The sequence below is a fragment of the Nonomuraea sp. B10E15 genome, assembly GCF_039871615.1.
Classification (GTDB): domain Bacteria; phylum Actinomycetota; class Actinomycetes; order Streptosporangiales; family Streptosporangiaceae; genus Nonomuraea.
The window spans coordinates 40229-54880 of sequence record NZ_JBDPMB010000016.1 but is presented as its reverse complement, the minus strand read 5'-3'; the positions used below and the strand labels follow the sequence as shown (position 1 = coordinate 54880).

The window sequence follows — 14652 nt, the reverse complement described above, 5'->3', positions numbered from 1 at the left end:
CAATACAGAGAGTGTAAAGTGTCTTTTGGTACTGGCGTTGCGATCGACCTTGTCCCTACCGGTCGCTGAGGCGCAGCCCACCCCGCAGGGGCCCCAGGTGAGCGGCCCGCCCGGCGGGGCCGGTCCTCCGGCGGGTGGTGGTTCGGGCGGGTTTCGCGCTCCCGGCGTGGGGCAGCGAGGTCGCATGAGAGTCGTGGTGGTGGGAGCCACAGGAAACGTCGGCACCAGCGTGGTTCGCGCGCTCGTCGCGGACAGCGGCGTGACCTCGATCGTCGGGGTCGCCCGCCGGCTGCCCGGATGGCGGATCGACCGCACCGACTGGCGGCAGGCCGACGTGGCGAGCGACGACCTGGTGCGGATCTTCGACGGCGCCGACGCGGTGGTGCACCTCGCCTGGTTGTTCCAGCCGACCAGGGACCCGGCGACGACCTGGCGGGCCAACGTGCTGGGCAGCATGCGGGTGTTCAGGGCGGTGGCGGAGGCGGGGGTGCCCGCGCTGGTCCACGCCTCCTCCGTGGGGGCGTACTCACCGGGGCCGAAGGACCGGCCGGTGGACGAGAGCTGGCCCACGCACGGCTGGCCGGACGCGGCGTACGGGCGGGAGAAGGCCTACGTCGAGCGGGTGCTCGACGTCTTCGAGCACGACCATCCCGGCATCCGCGTGGTGCGGATGCGGCCCGGCTTCATCTTCCAGCGGGCCGCCGCGACCGAGCAGCGCAGGTTGTTCGGCGGGCCGTTCGTGCCCCGGCGGCTGATCAGGCCGGGGCTCATCCCGTTCGTGCCGGACATCCCCGGGCTGCGGCTGCAGGTGCTGCACGCGCGCGACGCGGCGGAGGCCTACCGGCTGGCCGTCACCAAGGAGGTGCGCGGCCCGTTCAACCTCGCCGCCGAGCCCGTGCTCGACCCGCACGACCTCGCCGGGATGCTCGGCACCCGCACCGTGCGGGTGGCGCCCCAGGTGGCGAGGGCGGTCGTCGCGGCCGGCTGGCGGCTGCGGCTCGTGCCCGCGGCCCCGGGGCTGCTGGAGCTCGCCCTCCGCATCCCGGTCATGAACGTGCGGCGCGCCAGGGAAGTGCTGGGCTGGACGCCGGAGTACTCATCGCAGGAGGCCATGCGGGAGCTGTTCCGCGGGCTGCGTGAGGGCGCCGGCATGGACACAGGACCGCTCGCCCCCGATCGCGGGCCGGCTCGCCGGATGCGCGAGCTCGCCACCGGCGTAGGAGGACGCAGCTGAAACGATGACCCGTACGGATCACGTCACAACAGACCGTCAGCGAAACGTCGTGCCCCCCGTCACTTTGCGCGTCGGCGACCAGGCGAGGTGGGAGGCCTGCCATGCGCACCCTGTTGACCCAGCCCTTCACGCTCGACGACGTGCCCGAGCTGCGCCGGTCCGTGGCCCGCTGCGCGGAGCACTCGGGGCTGAGCGGCTCCCGGCTGGCGGACTTCGTGCTGGCCGTTCATGAGAGCGTGGTCAACGCCGTCGAGCACGCGGGCGGGCACGGGCACCTCAGGCTGTGGACGGTCGACGGGTTCATCCGCGCGGAAACCACCGACAGGGGTACGGGCATCCCCGACCGCTACGTCGACGGCCACCGCCTGCCGGCGGACTTCTCCGCCACGGGCAGGGGGATCTTCCTGATCCGCGAGCTGTGCGACGCGGCCGACTTCCGTACCGGCCCGCGCGGCACCACCGTCCTGCTCACGATGCGGTTAAGGCCGCGGGTTCGCGGAGCCATGGAGCGGATCCGGATCACGGTCTCCGACCGGTCGTGGTCCGGCCGCTCCACCGCCTGACCACGTGGTGATCCCGGGCCGTCTGACCTGGCGGAGGGCCGGGTAGGCTCGGGGAGACGGAAAGGGACCACCACGTGAGCGCCGACACACCCAAGCTCGGGATCGTCTCCCCGGTCCGGCGCATCGGGCGGCGGGAGTTCGACTTCGAGCGCCAGGTCGCCATCATGGCCATCGTCAACAGGACACCCAACTCCTTTCACGACCGGGGCCGCACCTACGCGCTCGACCGCGCCGTCGCGGCGGCGCGCAAGGCCGTCGCGGACGGGGCCGACTGGGTCGACGTCGGCGGGTTCGCCTTCAGCGCCGACCAGGAGCAGATCCCGGCCGAGGAGGAGATCGAGCGGGTCGTCCCCGTGATCGCCCAGGTCAGGGCCGTCACCGACGCCGTGATCTCCGTCGACACGCACAGGGCGCAGGTGGCGCGGGCGGCCATCAAGGCCGGCGCCGACGTCATCAACGACACCAACGGCCTGCGCGAGCCGGGCATCGCGGAGACCGCGGCGGCGACCGGCGCCAGCGTGGTGGTCACCCACAGCCTCGGCGGGCCCGGCCGGCGGATCGTCCGGCCCAGCTACGCCGACGTCGTCACGGAGGTGGCCGATTTCCTGCGCGAGCGGGTCGAGTTCGCGCTGAAAGCGGGCATCCCGGCCGACCGGATCATCATCGATCCCGGTCACGACCTGAACAAGAACACCTACCACTCGCTGGAGCTCACGCGCAGGCTCGGCGAGATCACCTCGATGGGCTACCCCACGCTGGTGGCGCTGTCCAACAAGGACTTCATCGGTGAGACCCTCGACCGCCCGCAGGGCGAGCGCACCGAGGGCACGATCGCGGCCAACGTCGTCGCGATCCTCAAGGGAGCCCGCATCCTGCGCGTGCACGACGTGGCCGCGACGGTCGCGTCCGTACGCATGACCGAGGCCGTGCTCGGCTGGCGCGGCCCGATCGCCCCCGCCCACAACCTGACGTGAGGAGACTCGTACGTGACCGAGCGCAAGCCGCCGGGGATGCCTTACGAGAGCTGGATCGACCGGCAGATCCGTGAGGCGGAGGCGCGCGGCGAGTTCGACGACCTGCCCGGCAAGGGCAAGCCGCTGCCCGGCCTCGACCGGGATCCCGGCGACATGTGGTGGATCAAGCAGAAGGTGGAGAGCGAGGGCCTGTCGATGCCCCTGCCGCCCACGCTGGCGCTGCGCAAGGACGCCGAGCAGGCGCTGGCCGAGGCACGAGGAGCGCGCACCGAGGCCGAGGCCAGGAGCATCGTCGAGGACGTCAACGGCCGCATCCGCGAGGCGATCAGGACGGGGCTGTCGGGCCCGCCGCTCAACCTGATGCCCTACGACGTCGACGAGATCGTGTCCGAGTGGCGCAGGGCACGGGGTGTGACCTGAACGGGTGACGATCAAGGGCCCGGGCGCACTCGCGTGCGCCCGGGCCCCGTCAGGCGGGCGGAGGGATCCGGGTCAGGCGGGTCCCACCGGCCTGCCAGGCATCAGTTGATCGGCGGGTAGGCGTTGGCCAGCAGTTCGCGGAACTGCGCCGAGAACCACTGACCCGAGATCGGCGCGTCCGCCAGCGCGCCCGTCAGGTTGTTGCCGTTGAGGTCGTTGCCGCGGTAGGTCGGGTCGCACATCCGGTCGAACCGCTTGCCCTCGTCGTTGTCGATCTCCTCGCTGGAGCCGTCGGACTCGCCAGGAGGCTTGACCCAGACGTAGGCGTCCAGGCCGCTCGCCGGGCTGGCGGTCGGCCGCTCGCCCATGCCGGCGCCGCTCTGGTTGCACCAGTTGCCGGCGTGGATGCGCCGGTCGACCCGCGACTCCTCGACGAACTGGTTGACGTCGGTCGAGGAGCTCGGGCCGCTCGGGCGGTCGGAGCCGCCCCAGCCGTTGCGCGAGGTGTCGATCAGCATGCCGAGCCCGCTCCTGAAGCCCTTGGCGATCAGCGCGTCGCGCAGGGCACGGGCGAAGGTGAGCTCGTCGATGTAGTAGTTCCAGTCCACCCAGTCCGACTGGCGGACGGAGGTGCCGTTCACGTTCGTGTTGATGGTGAAGTGGGGTTCCGTGGTGATCGAGTAGTTGGCGGTGTTGACGATGAAGCCGTCCACGCTGTCCACGCCGGCCTCGGTGCCCGCGACGGTCTCGTGGAACAGGTCGACCGCGGGCTGGAAGTTCGAGTCCCAGCCCAGCCAGGCGTGGTGGGCGGCGTCGACGTAGGTGTAGACGTTCGAGATGGCGTGCAGCTGGTCGAGCGCGTAGCGGACGCCGTCGCGGTAGCCGCCGGCTCCGTTCGCCTCGCGGCAGTCCTCGAAGCTGTCGATGTTGGTGACCAGGTTCGGCAGCGAGTCGGGCTCGATGATCGTGACGATGCGCAGGTTGGCGTACTGCGGGTCGTCGAGGATGTCGGCGATCGGGTTGATGTACTCGTTCTTGTAGCGGTTGAACCCGTCCTCCGAGATGCGCAGCTCGCCGTTGGAGGCCAGCGCCGAGCAGTCGCGGTTGGGCAGGTTGTAGATGACGACCTGGATGGTCAGCGGCGCGGAGCCGTTGGCGGCGTCCTGGCTGACGGCCTCGTCGAGGTGCTCGCGCAGGCTCATGGCGCTGTTGGAGCCGCCGATCGCGGCGATCCTGTCCATCCACACGGCGGTCGAGATGTCGGCCACCGCGGATCCGCCGGGCTCGGCCGCGGCCTTGGCTGACCAGTTGGGGTTCACGTAGCCGGTGGCCCCGGAGTACGGGTTCTCGACGTGCGGGCCGGGCTCGTTGCCGCCGTCGTCGTCGGCCTCGGTGGCGGTGACCGTCCTCGAGGTCAGGCCGGTGGAGGCGACGGTGAAGGTGCGGGTGCCGTTGGCGGTGTCGGAGTCCTGGGCCGCGGCCAGGGTCACGGTCTGCGGGGTGTTCCAGTTCGAGGTGGTGAACGTGCGGCTGGCGCCGGAGGAGACGGTCAGGTCGGCGTCGCCGCTGCCCGCGGTCGAGGTGACGGTCACGCTCGACGAGGGCTGCTCGGCCAGGCGCACCGTGTACGTGCCGGTGGAGCCCTCGGGTACGGTCACCGACGTCGGCGAGACGATGATCGACTGCTCCGTGGTGGCGTCGTCGTCGACCTCGGTCGCGGTGACCGTGGCGCCGGTGACGCCGGTGCCGGTGACGCTGAAGGAGGCCGTGCCCGCCGTGGTGTCGCTGTCCTGGGCCGCGGCCAGGGTCACGGTCTGCGGCGTGTTCCAGTTGGACGGGGTGAAGGTCAGCGAGCCGCCCGAGCTCACGCTCAGGTCGGCGTCACCGTTGGTGCGGGTGGTGGTGACGGTCACGTTGGAGCTGGGGGCCGCGGAGAGCCGGGCCGTGAACGTGGCCGTGCCGCCCTCGTTCACGGCGACCGCGCTGGACGAGGTGACCACCGACGGGTTGGTCGGGGTCGTGCCGCCGCAGGTGGTGCCGTTGACGGTGAACGACGTCGGGTCGGGGTTGCTGCCCGTCCAGGTGCCGTTGAAGCCGACGGAGACGGAGGCGCCGCCGGCCAGGTTGCCGTTGTAGGACATGTTGGTGCCGGTGACGCGGGTGCCGGACTGGCTCCATTGGGCGCCCCACCCGCTCGGGGTGTACTTCTGGCCCGTGGTCGGATAGTCGAACGCCAGCGTCCACGAGCTGAGCGCGTCGCCGGTGTTCTTCAACGTGATGTTCGCGGTGAAACCGCCCTGACCTGGGCTGCTCGTCCACGAATTGGCGGAGTAGGTCACGTCGCAGGCGACCGCGGCGCTCGCGGCCGTGCTCTGGCCGACGACGAGACCTAAGGCCGCGACGCTCACGGCGGTCATGGTCACGGCCCATTTGCGGAGGCCGCGTTGGAGTCTCACGAGCGATCATCTCCAGTGCTAGGTGGCTGGGAGCGCTCCCATGGTGAGCCGGACTCGCAGCCGTGTACAGAGGGCCGCTTCCGCCGGCCTCATTGCCGCCCCGCATGCTCGCCGAATACCATGGAATGAGGATGAAACTTTCATCCCGGGCAGCCTGGTGAGAGGAAACACGGGGGTTACCCGGAAGCCATTCCGTTGACATACGCGGGGGTGCATCCACAATCCATCGTGGGAGCGCTCCCACACCCCCTACTCCCATGGAGACCCCGTGAAGTACAGACCCCCTCTCATCCTGACGCGCTTATCGAGGCGACTGGCCGTGGCCACGACCCTCGTCCTCGTGGCGAGCGCGACCGCGGCCGTGGCCGCCGCACCCGCCCAGGCGGCCGTGGCCTGTGACGTCACCTACACGGCCAACCAGTGGACGAGCAGCCCTGGCCAGGGCGGTTTCACCGCGAACATCACGTTGAAGAACACCGGCGACGCGCTCAGCTCGTGGACGCTGGCGTTCGACTATCCGACCACGGGCCAGAAGTACACCCCGAGCGGGTGGGGTGCTAACTGGAGCCAGTCCGGCACCCGCGTCACCGGCACCAACATGCCGTGGAACGGCAGCGTGGCCGGCGGCGCCTCCGTCTCCGTCGGCTTCAACGGCACCTGGACGGGCAGCAACCCCGACCCGACGTCGTTCACCGTCAACGGCACCACCTGCGGCGGCGAGGGCTCCAACGCGGCGCCCACCGTGTCGCTGACCTCCCCCTCGGCCGGCCAGACCTACACCGCCCCGGCGAGCGTGGCCATCGCGGCCAACGCGGCCGACTCCGACGGCACGATCTCGAAGGTCGACTTCTACCAGGGCTCCACCCTGCTCGGCACCGACACCTCGGCGCCGTACGCCTACAACTGGACCGGCGTGGCGGCCGGCAGCTATTCGATCACCGCCAGGGCCACCGACAACGGCGGCGCGACCACGACCTCGTCGCCCGTCGGGATCACGGTCTCGCAGAACACCGGGCCCGCCCTCGTCGTCAGCCCCACCAGCCTGTCCGTGCCCGAGGGCGGCACCGCGAGCTTCGGCGTGAAACTGTCGCAGGCGCCCTCGTCCAACGTGAGCGTCTCCGTCGCCCGCGCGAGCGGCGACGCCGACCTCACCGTCTCCAGCGGCGCCACCAGGACGTTCACGCCGTCGAACTGGAACACCGAGCAGAACGTCACGCTGGCCGCGGCCGACGACTCCGACACGACGAGCGGCTCAGCGGTCTTCCGGGTCAGCGCCACCGGCTACGACCCCGTCGACGTCACCGCCAACGAGGCGGACGACGACGTCGGCGGCGGCAACGAGTACGTCCAGCGCTTCGTCGAGCTCTACAACGAGCTCCACGACCCGGACAACGGCTACTTCTCTCCTGAAGGGGTGCCGTACCACTCGATCGAGACGTTCATGGTCGAGGCGCCGGACCACGGGCACGAGACCACGTCCGAGGCCTACAGCTACTACCTGTGGCTCGAGGCGGTCTACGGGCAGGTCACCGGCGACTGGTCGAAGTTCAACGACGCGTGGACCTCGCTGGAGACGTACATCATCCCGTCCACGGAGGACCAGCCGACGAACTCCTTCTACGACCCGTCCAAGCCGGCCACGTACGCGGCCGAGCACCTGGAGATCAGCAACTACCCGACCGCGATGGAGACCGGCGTCACCGTGGGCACCGACCCGCTGGCCAACGAGCTGCAGAGCGCGTACGGCACCCGCGACATCTACGGCATGCACTGGCTGCTCGACGTCGACAACACCTACGGCTTCGGCCGCTGCGGCGACGGCACGACCAGGCCCGCCTACATCAACACCTACCAGCGCGGCCCGGAGGAGTCGGTCTTCGAGACGATCCCGCAGCCGTCCTGCGACACGTTCGAGCACGGCGGGCCGAACGGCTACCTGGACCTGTTCATCGAGGACAGTGCCTACGCCAAGCAGTGGAAGTACACCAACGCCCCCGACGCCGACGCGCGGGCCGTGCAGGCGGCGTACTGGGCGCTGACCTGGGCCAAGGAGCAGGACAAGGAGTCGGAGATCTCCGCGACGGTGGCCAAGGCCGCCAAGATGGGCGACTACCTGCGCTACGCGATGTACGACAAGTACTTCAAGCAGCCCGGCTGCGGCAGTCCCTCGTGCCCGGCGGGCTCCGGCAAGAACTCCGCCGCGTACCTGCTGAACTGGTATTACGCCTGGGGCGGCGCGACCGACTCCAGCGCGGGATGGGCCTGGCGCATCGGCTCCAGCCACAACCACGCCGGCTACCAGAACCCGTTCGCGGCCTGGGCGCTGGCCAACGTGGCCGAGCTCAAGCCGAAGAGCGCGACCGGCTCCTCCGACTGGAGCACCAGCCTGACCCGCCAGCTGCAGTTCTACACCTGGCTGCAGTCGGACGAGGGCGCGATCGCCGGCGGCGCGACCAACAGCTGGGAGGGCCACTACGGCACCCGGCCGAGCGACCTGCCGAAGTTCCACGGCATGACCTACGACTGGCAGCCGGTCTACCACGACCCGCCGTCGAACCAGTGGTTCGGCTTCCAGGCGTGGACGATGGAGCGGGTGGCCGAGCTCTACAACGTCACCGGCAACGCCGACGCCAAGGCGCTGCTCGACAAGTGGGTGGAGTGGGCGCTCGACAACACCACGGTCAGCGCCGACGGCAGCTACGAGATCCCGTCGACGCTGCGGTGGAGCGGCGCGCCCGCGGGTGACTTCTCCGCCACGTCCGGCATGCCGCAGGCCAACCCGGACCTGCACGTGACCGTCCTGGACCACACGCAGGACGTGGGCGTCGCCGGTTCGTACGCCAAGGTGCTGATGTACTACGCGGCCAGGGCGAACCACGCCGAGGCGCGTGACACGGCCAAGGCGCTGCTCGACGGCGTCTGGGCGAACCGCGACGAGGCGGGCGTGTCCGTGCCGGAGACCAAGGCCGACTACCGCCGCGTCACCGACCCGGTGTACGTGCCGCCGGGCTGGAGCGGCGAGATGCCCAACGGCGACCCGATCAACGAGGACTCCACGTTCCTGTCGATCAGGTCCTTCTACGAGGACGACCCCGACTGGCCGAAGGTCGAGGCCTTCCTGAACGGCGGGGAGGCGCCGGTCTTCAACTACCACCGGTTCTGGGCGCAGGTGGACGTCGCCGTCGCGCTCGCCGAGTACGGGCGGCTCTTCCCGTGAGGAGGACGACTCTGATAGCGGCGGTGTCGCTGGTCCTGCCCCTGGTCACAGGGGTGGGGCCGGCGGCCCGTGCCGCCGAGCCCGCCTTCGCCTACGGCGAGGCGCTGCAGAAGTCCTTGTGGTTCTACGAGGCCCAGCAGTCGGGCGACCTGCCCGACTGGAACCGCGTGTCCTGGCGCGGTGACTCGGCCGTGGACGACGGCGACGACGTGGGGACGGATCTCACGGGCGGCTGGTACGACGCGGGTGACCACGTCAAGTTCGGCTTCCCGATGGCGTTCTCCGCCACCATGCTGGCCTGGGGCGCGGTCGAGTACCGCGACGCCTACGCGGACTCCGGCCAGCTCTCCCACCTGCTGAACAACCTCAAGTTCGTCAACGACTACTTCATCAAGGCCCACCCGTCGCCGAACGTGCTCTACGGGCAGGTCGGCAACGGCGGCACGGACCACGCGTGGTGGGGTCCGGCCGAGGCGATGGGGATGGAGCGGCCGGCGTACAAGATCGATGCTTCGTGTGGCGGGTCGGATCTGGCGGGGGAGACGGCGGCGGCGATGGCGGCCTCCTCGATCGTCTTCCGCCCGACAAATCCGGAATATGCCGACACGCTGGTGACGCACGCCGAACAGCTGTACTCCTTCGCCGACACGATCAGGAAGAAGTACACCGAGTGCATCACCGACGCCTCCAGCTACTACAACTCCTGGAGCGGCTACAACGACGAGCTGGTGTGGGGCGCGATCTGGCTCTACCGGGCCACGGACGACGCCTCCTACCTGGCCAAGGCCGAGGCCGGCTACGACAACCTCGGCAACGAGCCGCAGACCAGCACCAAGTCGTACAAGTGGACGATCGCCTGGGACGACAAGTCCTACGGCGCGTACGTGCTGCTGCACAAGCTCACCGGCAAGCAGCGCTACCTCGACGACGCCAACCGCTGGCTCGACTGGTGGACGGTCGGCGTCAACGGGTCGAAGGTGGCCTACTCGCCCGGCGGCCAGGCCGTGCTCGACCGGTGGGGCTCGCTGAGGTACGCGGCCAACACGGCGTTCGCGGCGCTCGTGCACAGCGACTCGATCACGGACGCGACCCGCAAGGCCCGCTACCACGACTTCGCGGTCAGCCAGATCGACTACGCCCTCGGCGACAACCCGCGGGACTCCTCGTACGTGATCGGCTTCGGAGACAACCCCCCGCGGAACCCGCACCACCGCACGGCGCACGGCTCGTGGACCGACCAGATCACCAACCCCGAGCAGACCCGCCACACGCTGTACGGGGCGCTCGTCGGCGGCCCGCCCGACCCGAACGACGCCTACACCGACGAGCGGGACGACTACGTCATGAACGAGGTCGCCACCGACTACAACGCCGGTTTCACCAGCGCGCTGGCCCGGCTCTACCGGGAGTACGGGGGCGCTCCCGCGGCGAACTTCCCGCAGGAGGAGACCCCGGACGGGCCCGAGATCTTCGTCGAGGCCGGCGTGAACGCGTCGGGCTCGACCTTCACGGAGATCAAGGCCATCGTCCGTAACCAGTCGGCCTGGCCCGCCAGGGTGCTGTCCGACGGCTCGTTCCGCTACTACTTCACCCTCGACGGCTCGACGACGGCCTCGCAGATCAGCGTGTCGTCGGCCTACACGCAGTGCGCGGCGCCCACGCTTCACCCCACGGGCGGCACCACGTACTACGTGCGCATCGACTGCTCGGGCGAGGACATCGCCCCGGCAGGACAGTCGCAGCACCGCAGGGAGGTGCAGTTCAGGATCTCCAGCGCGGGCACGTGGGACCCGGCCAACGACTGGTCGTACCAGGGCATCCCCACCACGCCCGGCACGACGCCGGAGAGAACCGAACGCATCGCCCTCTACAGCGGCGACTCCAAGATCTGGGGTGAGCCCCCGGGTCCGGACGTGGAGGACGACACTGCGCCCAGCAAGCCCGGCACGCCCGCGGTCTCCGCGATCACGGGTTCTAGCGCCAGGCTCGGCTGGACGTCCTCCACGGACAACGTGGGAGTGGCCGGCTATGACGTCTACCTGGGGTCCACCAAGGTAGGCACGGCCACGACCACGTCCTACGACCTGACCGGGCTCACCCCTTCCACCGCATACACCGCCCACGTGGTGGCCAGGGACGCGGCGGGCAACACCTCGCCGCCGTCGGACGCCACGACGTTCACCACCTCCGACACGCCCGCGCCCGCTGACGGGTGCGCGGCGGAGTTCGAGGTGACGAACGCGTGGGGCGGCGCGTACCAGGCAGAGGTGACGGTGCGCAACGGCGGCACGGAGGCGATCGGCGGCTGGACGGTCGCCTGGACGTCGCAGAGCTCGATCACGCAGCTCTGGGGCGGCAGGCACACGGTCTCCGGCTCCGCCGTCACGGTCGCGAACGAGGCGTGGAACGGCTCGCTCGCCCCCGGCGCCACCACCACGTTCGGCTTCATCGCGAACGGCACGCCGGCCACACCCGACCCGATCACCTGCACCGCCACCTGACCCCGGGTCGAACCCGTCGGCCCCCGGCTGCGTATGAGGAGGTGAGGCGAAGCAACACTCCTGCCTTGTGACACATCCCGCCCGGATGGGACGGACGCGGCCCGATACCTCCAGTCGGCGCCGCGTCCGTTCGTGTCCTTCACCGGTTCATCTGGCTGTGGTGGCCTGCGCGAAGCGCTGCTTGGCCGCCTCGATGGCGGAGTCGTCCGAGAAGTCCGCGAACGCCTCCTCGTGGTAGCGCGGGGGGATGAGCCGCCTGACCCGCTCCGGATAACCCGCGCCCGCCTCGGGCACCTTGACGAGGGGCGGGATGCCGAGGCGTACGGCGATGGGCCCCGAGGCGCGCACGGAGACCGGCCATTCGCTGCTCTCGCCGGTGATGGCACACAGGTGACGGGCGTAGACCCACTTCACCTCGACGAGGGAGGACGCGCCGGCCGGTTCGGTCCCGAACGGCTCCACGGCGCACACGACGTCCGACTCGAAGGTGTGGCCGTGTGCATGGTGCTCGCCGGTCGACGCCCGTTCCAGGATCATGGTCACCTGGGCGGCGAGCTCCTCGTTCAGCTGGGCGGAGGGCTGCCTGCCCGCGAAGAACATCACCCCGGCCAGGGTCAGGCCGGCCAGGGTGACGCTCGCCGCGACAAGCCCGCGACGCGTTCTGATCACGAGCTGGTGCAGCTCAGGGTGGGTGCTGGGTTGGGGATGGAGCCGGTCGCGTTGAAGCCGAACGAGGTGGTCGCGTTCGGCGCGAGCTGGCCGTTGTAGGAGGCGTTCTTGACGGTCACGTTGGGCGGTTGCCCGGACAGGACGCCGTTCCACGGCGAGCCGTCGAAGGCCTGGCCGCCGCTGTAGGTCCAGGAGACCGTCCAGCCGTTCAGCGCGCTGTCGCCCGTGTTGCGCACGGTCACCTCACCCTGGAAGTGGCCGGCCCAGCCGTTGTCGGTGGCCTTCCACGTCGCGGTGCAGCCGCTGTCGCCGGGCGGCGGGTCGGTCGGCGTGACCGTGGGGTCGGGGTCGGGGTCCGTGCCGCCGCCGGGGCCGACTCCGGTCACTTCGCCGTTGCCGCCGTCGAAGACGACGTCGGAGCAGCTGTAGAAGTTCTCGTTGCTGTCCGAGCGGATCCAGTGGGTGAAGATGATGTGCCGCCCGCTCTTGCCGGACGGGAGCTGGGCGTTCCAGTAGTAGTAGCCGAGTCCGCCGGGGCCGCCGTTCTTGGGCGGGTCGGTGACGGTGCCGAACGGCTCGAGGTCGGACCACTTGAGCGGGCCGTTGGGGTTCCAGCCGTTCTTGGTGATGTAGTAGTCGAAGTCGCCCGGGTGCTCGGCCCAGTTGCTGTGCCGCATCTGGATGTTGGCGCCCGCGGTCAAGTGGGTGAGCGGCCAGTCGTCGCGGACCGCGTTGTAGGCCGAGAAGTCGTAGGGCCCGCCGGTGCCTCCGCTGCAGATCTGCCCGTCGGGGATGAATCCGGAGGTCCGGCCCGCGCCGTCGGAGCGCAGCACGGCGAACCAGTTGTACAGAGGGGTCGTGCCGCTCTGCGCGACCGCGTCGGCGCAGGCGGGGTTGTAGGGCTGAATCTGGCCGTTGTCCCGGAGGCCGTCCTGCCAGCACAGGAACGTGCGGCTGCCGGGGAACATCGTCACGCCGTGGGCCTGTGCCGGTGAGGGCACCATCAGGACACTCGTGATCAGGACCATGACGGCGGTGATCGCCGCCGACTTGAAGAACTTCATGGGGGAATTCCCTTGCGCTGACGACAGAGGAAGACCTGCCCATGACCAGCCCGCCCGGCCAGCGCATTGAATCACGGGTCCGGCCGATCCGACAACGCGCCGTGAAACTTTCAACCGATCTTGGTCATGGTTCCGCTGGTCGCCGCCGCCCGGGTGCTTGCCGCACATCGGTGCCGCCGGGAGGCTGCCATATTGGGAGCGCTCCCAGTACACTTCGTCACCAGACAGGACGGGGGCACATGCCAACGAGCTCGCGCGGCCGTGCTTTGCGAGGGGTGCGGCCGCGCGTTGGAGGGGTACGGCTGGTGCTGCCGTACCCCTCATCAACGCCGTCAGTTCGGGCCGAGTGCGGCCTCGATGTCGTCGAGCCTGGCCTCCAGCTCGCTCAGGCAGGCCGGCGCCAGCCGGCCCTCCCGCAGGCGGTCGGAGAGCTTGCCGCGCAGGCGCTCGGTCCCGCTCGACGCCGCGGGGCCGTGCGGCGCGACGAGGCCGTTCAGCACCTGGTTGAGGTCGAGCACGACGTCGGCGTCCGTCGCGCCGCACGGCGTCCTGTCCTCGAGCGTGGTCCTGAAGCCGGCCACCGCCTGCTCGACGGTGATCGCCGCGGACGGCGAGCTCTCGACCAGCGGCGACGCGGGGGACGGCCGCGGCTGCGCGGCCTGTTCCGGCATGTGGAGCTCCGACTGCTGGAACCAGAGCAGGATCGACAGCGCGATCGTCGCGGAGCCCGCGACCGTGAGCGCGCGCCTGACGTGCCGGCCCAGGGTGGCCGCGCCCAGCACGCCGGTCAGCGCGGAGACGATCTCCGCCGCGCCCGGCCGCTCCTCCGGCCGGTGCGCGAGGCAGCGCTGGCACAGCGTGGCGACGGCGTAGGGCACGCCGGGCACCCGGGGAGGCGGCGCCGTCCTCCTGGCCGCCTCGATCTCCTCCCACGTCGTCTCCGGGTACGGGGTGCGCCCGGTGAGCATGGTGTGCAGCAGCACGCCCAGGGCGTACACGTCGACCGCGGGATGGGTGGGCGCGCCGTGCAGCCGCTCGGGGGCGACGTAGGGAGGGGTCCCGCGGGCGTCGTCGGGGTCGCCCGCCCAGGCCGCGATGCCGAAGTCGAGCAGCTTCGGGCCGTCGGCGGTGAGCAGCACGTTCTCGGCCGTGACGTCCCTGTGGACCAGGCCGCGGGCGTGCCCGGCCATCAGCACCCTGGCCAGCCGCAGCGCGATCGCGGCGGCCTCGGTCCACGGCAGCGGGCCCTGCTCGACGCGCTCGGCCAGCGGCGTGCCGTCGAGCAGCGGCATCACCACGAACGCCGCGACGCCCCCGCCCGTGGTGACGGTCTCGCCGTAGTCGTAGATCTCGATGGAGTCGGGGTGGATGAACCTGGCCGCGGCGCGTGCCTCGCTCCGTACGCTGACGCGCTCGCCGTGGTCGGCGTGGAGCGACGAGGTGAGCACCTTGACCGCGACCATCCGGTGCAGGGACTGGTCGAAGGCGCGCCAGATGACCGACATGCCCCCGCGGGCCAGCGGATCCAGCAGCAGATACCGGCGGGCCAGCACA

At 70.4% G+C, this 14652-nt stretch carries 10 protein-coding genes; 6 read left to right on the top strand and 4 right to left on the bottom strand.

Going from position 1 to position 14652, the window contains the following annotated elements:
• The first annotated feature begins 184 nt into the window (after window positions 1–184).
• From ABGB14_RS34035 to ABGB14_RS34020, 4 genes are all read left to right on the top strand, one after another.
• Window positions 185–1234 (top strand): NAD-dependent epimerase/dehydratase family protein, encoded by a 1050-nt coding sequence (locus ABGB14_RS34035; RefSeq protein ID WP_347647951.1) that lies wholly within the window; start codon window positions 185–187, stop codon window positions 1232–1234.
• A gap of 101 nt (window positions 1235–1335) precedes the next feature.
• Entirely contained in the window at window positions 1336–1797 is a 462-nt protein-coding gene (locus ABGB14_RS34030) for an ATP-binding protein (RefSeq protein WP_347647950.1), read from the top strand.
• Window positions 1798–1871: 74 nt separating this feature from the next.
• On the top strand, window positions 1872–2771 hold the full coding sequence (folP, locus tag ABGB14_RS34025; protein WP_347647949.1) for a dihydropteroate synthase: 900 nt from the start codon (window positions 1872–1874) through the stop codon (window positions 2769–2771).
• Between the two features lie 12 nt (window positions 2772–2783).
• Complete coding sequence (locus ABGB14_RS34020) at window positions 2784–3191, top strand: DUF1992 domain-containing protein (protein WP_347647948.1); 408 nt, start codon at window positions 2784–2786, stop codon at window positions 3189–3191.
• 101 nt (window positions 3192–3292) lie between these two features.
• Here the strand turns inward: ABGB14_RS34020 and ABGB14_RS34015 are convergent, their stop codons facing one another.
• Complete coding sequence (locus ABGB14_RS34015; RefSeq protein WP_347648087.1) at window positions 3293–5608, bottom strand: glycoside hydrolase family 6 protein; 2316 nt, start codon at window positions 5606–5608, stop codon at window positions 3293–3295.
• Window positions 5609–5966: 358 nt separating this feature from the next.
• Here ABGB14_RS34015 and ABGB14_RS34010 point away from each other — a divergent pair, with 358 nt between their 5' ends.
• Window positions 5967–8864, top strand: coding sequence for a glycoside hydrolase family 48 protein (locus ABGB14_RS34010; protein ID WP_347647947.1), 2898 nt, complete (start codon window positions 5967–5969; stop codon window positions 8862–8864).
• A gap of 14 nt (window positions 8865–8878) precedes the next feature.
• Window positions 8879–11365, top strand: a complete 2487-nt coding sequence (locus ABGB14_RS34005; protein ID WP_347648086.1) for a glycoside hydrolase family 9 protein — start codon at window positions 8879–8881, stop codon at window positions 11363–11365.
• Between the two features lie 147 nt (window positions 11366–11512).
• Here ABGB14_RS34005 and ABGB14_RS34000 read toward each other — a convergent pair whose 3' ends face one another.
• From ABGB14_RS34000 to ABGB14_RS33990, 3 genes are all read right to left on the bottom strand, one after another.
• Window positions 11513–12034 (bottom strand): hypothetical protein, encoded by a 522-nt coding sequence (locus ABGB14_RS34000; RefSeq protein ID WP_347647946.1) that lies wholly within the window; start codon window positions 12032–12034, stop codon window positions 11513–11515.
• Complete coding sequence (locus tag ABGB14_RS33995) at window positions 12031–13098, bottom strand: lytic polysaccharide monooxygenase (protein WP_347647945.1); 1068 nt, start codon at window positions 13096–13098, stop codon at window positions 12031–12033. Before ABGB14_RS33995 ends, ABGB14_RS34000 begins: the two co-directional genes overlap by 4 nt.
• A gap of 332 nt (window positions 13099–13430) precedes the next feature.
• A complete protein-coding gene (locus ABGB14_RS33990; RefSeq protein ID WP_347647944.1) occupies window positions 13431–14651 on the bottom strand; it encodes a serine/threonine-protein kinase in 1221 nt (406 codons plus the stop codon).
• Between the last annotated feature and the right edge of the window lies 1 nt (window position 14652).

Bases quoted from the DNA above. Each gene is read 5' to 3' on its own strand.
- ABGB14_RS34035 (WP_347647951.1), top strand. From the start codon at position 185: ATGAGAGTCGTGGTGGTGGGAGCCACAGGAAACGTCGGCACCAGCGTG.
- ABGB14_RS34030 (WP_347647950.1), top strand. From the start codon at position 1,336: ATGCGCACCCTGTTGACCCAGCCCTTCACGCTCGACGACGTGCCCGAG.
- ABGB14_RS34015 (WP_347648087.1), bottom strand. From the start codon at position 5,608: ATGACCGCCGTGAGCGTCGCGGCCTTAGGTCTCGTCGTCGGCCAGAGC.
- ABGB14_RS33995 (WP_347647945.1), bottom strand. From the start codon at position 13,098: ATGAAGTTCTTCAAGTCGGCGGCGATCACCGCCGTCATGGTCCTGATC.